This window comes from Aliivibrio sifiae (assembly GCF_002954705.1).
Lineage (GTDB): Bacteria > Pseudomonadota > Gammaproteobacteria > Enterobacterales > Vibrionaceae > Aliivibrio > Aliivibrio sifiae_A.
Genome location: NZ_MSCO01000002.1, coordinates 561,421 through 565,489, shown reverse-complemented (window position 1 = coordinate 565,489; position 4,069 = coordinate 561,421). Strand labels below are relative to the sequence as shown.

The following is a 4,069-nucleotide window of genomic DNA, read 5'->3' as shown; positions in this document are numbered from 1 at the left end:
CTGGCATAACACGTTTATTACCATGCAGACCAACCTGAATTTTATTGCCTTAATCACAAAACTAAAGGCAAACCCAGAATGCCGAATGTAATAAATCGTGTTGATGCGATTGTTGTGCGTGCTTACTTTCGGCTTGGCCAACTTGGTAAAGAACTGCCCTGCCAAGATTTTCTAAGCCCTGATTCTAATTTACCGATAGCAATTAAGCGAACAAAATGTTCTTAAATTGCATGATTAAATAAATGGAAAACAGATACATTTTTTACGCCATTTGAACGACTTGGTTTCAGCTAGTTTGGAACTTATAAACCAAATATCCTAACCACAATTGGGATTGGAAATGCTGCGAGCAAAACACTGATGCAAACTAAAATGAGGCATAACCAAAGAACAATTGAAGCGTAAAATAGCCGCTGAAACGCCTGAACTTAGGAAAATAAGGGCTAATTTGCCGAACCTGATAATACGGAAACCAAAAGGCAATAAAGAAGAAAGGAACTCTTACTAAGCCGAAACTACAAAAGCCTCGATCCTATTGACGAACCGTGCAAAAAATTTCGGACTCAGTACGCACAACGCCTGCATAACACGTTTGCTACGATACAGACCTAGCTGAATTTTAACGCCTTAATCACTGAAACTAAAGGCAAACTGACAACGCCGAGTGTAGCAAATCGTGTTGATGCATTTGTTAAATGAACTCTTACTGCAAACCACGGTCATTGAGAACAAATTGGCGCAACTCGCGCTCTTCCCTCATGACATAAAGAATATATACGATATCATCGTTGGTTACTTTGTAAAAAATACGGCATGGCGGCAATACAATTTCACGATAATCTAAATGAGGAAGTTCAGGAACACTACGGCCTGATAATGGAAAATCCTCTAAACGCTCAACACGATGGAAAACTGATTGAACTAACGCCTTAGCCGCTAAGATATTATTAATAGCGATATATTCTGCAATTTCGTCCAAATCTAATAATGCTGATTCAGTCCAATTAATTACAGCCATTTATTCATCTTCTCTTTTGCGACTTCATGAGAGACTACACGATTATCAGAAATTGCTTTTTCACCGCGAGCAATACCTTCAAGAATAGCAATTCGTTTTTGCATAAACTCGTAATCATCAACATCTAACAAATAAGCCGACGGTTGACCGTGCTCTGTAATTAACACTGGTTCTTTTGAAGCATGAAGCTCAGAAAGAATCTTGGTTGCTTGACGTTTTAATGTAGTGACTAATTCAACTTTCATATTCAGTTTCCATTATCAAAAGAACAAAGTATCACTATTGTATCACTTAATTATCCATTGAGACAGTTCATTTAACGCCTGCATAACACGTTTGCTACCATGCAGATTAAGCCTAAATTTACCACTTAACACGGTAAACTCAAAGAAACCTAGAATGCCGAATGTAGCAAATCGTGTTGATGCATTTGTTAAATGCAGCTTACTGCCTAGATCGTCATTAATCAAACAACGATCCTTGAGTCGGAATTTCATCTTTTTTGTATTTTTTCTGTTGTTTGTGAATCGCTATCTTTTCTTTAAAATCGTCATCTTCTCCAAGCAAAAATGCACTAAATCGATTATGCTTTTTGAAGTTTTCCTTTGCTTTTTCATGATTATTGGTTGCATAACAATATTGACAGCCATGAAGACATGTCTCATACATACCAATATCTCTACTAACGACACAACCACATGCCTTTCTTTGGCTTTTATCTTTTGTAGAAAAAAGATCAAAACCAAGTATACGACTAATTAATTTGTCATCAATACACTTTCCATGATGAATATTAAATTGATTGAGATCAACATCTTCAGCACAAGTTTCAATGATTAATGAATTATCTTCAGCAATTTTAGAAAGCTCTGCTAATAGTTTTGATAAGTCAGCAGAGTGATTGATAATATCATCGTAGATAAGTCCATCAACTTTATTTAAGTTATTTTTTGCTTTTCTATAGTCCAAATCAGCAAAACTAATAACAACACGTTCACAGTAACCTCCTAATTCTGAAGCTATTTTTTTAAATAGGCGAACATGCTCTTTGATTGGCGTAAGGTTTGTGAGAATAATTGGATCATATCGCCAAATGACTCTTTCCTTGCCAAGGCGTTTAGACAAAGCTTTAAAAGTTTCGATTGATTTTAAAGGATGTTCATTATTAGCCTCAAGTGGAGCTCGATAACCTGTAATTGTGAATTGAAAGTAGTAATTATAACCCTTTCCATCTAAGTAATCTAAATGCTTCATCAACGGCTTTGGGTTTCTAGTCCAAAATACAAAACAAAGAACACTTTCTGGTGACAAATCGATTAATGATACTTGATTGTAATTAAAAGGATTCCTTGTCAATACAACTTCTTCCCTAATGCGCTCCATGAACCACTGAGAGTAAAATGCAGGAATATCGGTTTTCCTACTCACACTGATAATTTGCTTACTTTTGTTCACTTTTCATTACCTTTATGATGTGATGGTAACCCTTATCGTTAATATTTTTTACAGCTATAAAATTACAATTATTATAATAGCAATTATTATTACACGCTTCTTTCACGTTATAATTTCTATAGCTTATATTTTCGCTAACATTGGGTTCACTATCTTCAGCAAGTTCGACGAGCAATTCACTATTTTCAATAACTTTTATCATAGCATTAATTCTATCAATTCCGTCATTAAGTTGTGAATTAGCTGAAGTATTTGAGTGTACATGAGCCCACAAAATATAAAAGCTATTCTTATTAAGCTTGATTAATCGTTCTGCAAAATTAATTAATGATGACTCAGCAATATCTGTTATGGATCTTGGGAAAATCACAATATCCGCAGAAGATATGACACTATCATCAATATTATCAATACCATAGTTATGATAACTGGCACCAGGTTCGTTTATGCCTACTCGATCATCCCAATAAATAGCATCGACTCCAACGTAAATTACATTTGCATTGTTAAAAACACTTTTTGCTGCTGCTAGATCTATTCCTCCTCCACACCCTATCGATAAAATATTTAAAGCACCTCCCTGATTCAGAGTTGGTGATAGATTTTCCAATTTTTTGTACAAATTTTTATAGTCTAATCCATATGCATGCACGTATTTCAAAAGATAGGCCTTCTGAAAAATAGCATTCGAATACTGACTAGAAGTAAAACCGCATGGTTGCGCCATATTACTAATAGAACACGTTTGATATGTAAGGGAGGCACCTTTTAACAAGTCAAAAAATCCGTTTTCTAATCCCTTCAAATACTCTTCCATTGTATAGTCCTTTTATATTTTACATTACGCCAACAAAGCATTTAACGCCTGCATAACACGTTTACTACTATGCAATTATACTTAATATTGACGCCTTAAAACGAGAAACACCCGACAACCTGAGCTGCCGAGTGTAGTAAATCGTGTTGATGCATTTGTTATATTTTAGGCTCAGAGGCTGATATTTGTTCTTCCCCACTCAGCCAATTTAAATATTTATCGTAATCTTCCAGTCTAACCGCACCGTGTTGACATGATTTTTTATAAATTGAAGCTACAAAAATATCAGCGGTTGAGAAACTGCTACCAATAGCAAAATTCGAGGTATTCCAAAGTTTAGGGGACAATTTAGCTAAGCATTGTACGATCCAAGAACCTCGAAGTTCCCGTTTTTCATTTTCAGTTAATTCAGGACGAAAAGCTTTTAATACAGTTCTATTTTGAGGAGCGTGAATACTAGAATTTACATATTCACAGACTTCACGAATAGCAGCCCTTTCAGCCCAAGTTTGCCCAAAAAGCGTATTTTTAGGGTGATGTTCTTCCAAACACTCAATTATTGCCATTGATTCACTGATTAAGATGCCATTAATTGAAATAGTAGGAACATAACCAAATGGGTTGATTTTAAGGTAACTCGTTGATAGTTCATGACTAGAAACTTCAATTCGTTTATATGGAAGTGATTTATAATTCAGAGCCCATTCCACTCGCTCCGAACTATTCGACCCAATCGCACTATAAAGAATGATATCCATAATACTGCTCCTTAAAAATAT

At 35.2% G+C, this 4,069-nt stretch carries 7 protein-coding genes; 1 reads left to right on the top strand and 6 read right to left on the bottom strand.

What is annotated here, in order from left to right; translation table 11 throughout:
- Window positions 1-78 precede the first annotated feature (78 nt).
- Entirely contained in the window at window positions 79-225 is a 147-nt protein-coding gene (locus BTO22_RS20030; protein WP_155643340.1) for a hypothetical protein, read from the top strand.
- A 478-nt stretch (window positions 226-703) separates the two neighbouring features.
- Here the strand turns inward: BTO22_RS20030 and BTO22_RS13565 are convergent, their stop codons facing one another.
- The 6 genes from BTO22_RS13565 to BTO22_RS13540 form a co-directional block, all read right to left on the bottom strand.
- Window positions 704-1,018 (bottom strand): type II toxin-antitoxin system RelE/ParE family toxin, encoded by a 315-nt coding sequence (locus BTO22_RS13565; RefSeq protein WP_011263487.1) that lies wholly within the window; start codon window positions 1,016-1,018, stop codon window positions 704-706.
- The gene (locus BTO22_RS13560; RefSeq protein WP_012551865.1) at window positions 1,009-1,263 is read right to left on the bottom strand and encodes a type II toxin-antitoxin system Phd/YefM family antitoxin; all 255 of its coding nucleotides are present in this window, start codon (window positions 1,261-1,263) and stop codon (window positions 1,009-1,011) included. Before BTO22_RS13560 ends, BTO22_RS13565 begins: the two co-directional genes overlap by 10 nt.
- A 42-nt stretch (window positions 1,264-1,305) precedes the next feature.
- Entirely contained in the window at window positions 1,306-1,488 is a 183-nt protein-coding gene (locus tag BTO22_RS13555) for a hypothetical protein (RefSeq protein WP_258132591.1), read from the bottom strand.
- Window positions 1,481-2,473: a DUF1848 domain-containing protein gene (locus BTO22_RS13550; protein WP_105055960.1), complete on the bottom strand. Its 993-nt coding sequence runs from the start codon at window positions 2,471-2,473 to the stop codon at window positions 1,481-1,483. The genes BTO22_RS13555 and BTO22_RS13550 overlap by 8 nt, the downstream gene beginning before the upstream one ends.
- Window positions 2,460-3,290: a hypothetical protein gene (locus tag BTO22_RS13545; RefSeq protein ID WP_105055959.1), complete on the bottom strand. Its 831-nt coding sequence runs from the start codon at window positions 3,288-3,290 to the stop codon at window positions 2,460-2,462. The genes BTO22_RS13550 and BTO22_RS13545 overlap by 14 nt, the downstream gene beginning before the upstream one ends.
- Before the next feature lie 158 nt (window positions 3,291-3,448).
- Complete coding sequence (locus BTO22_RS13540) at window positions 3,449-4,048, bottom strand: glutathione S-transferase family protein (RefSeq protein WP_105055958.1); 600 nt, start codon at window positions 4,046-4,048, stop codon at window positions 3,449-3,451.
- Window positions 4,049-4,069 lie beyond the last annotated feature (21 nt).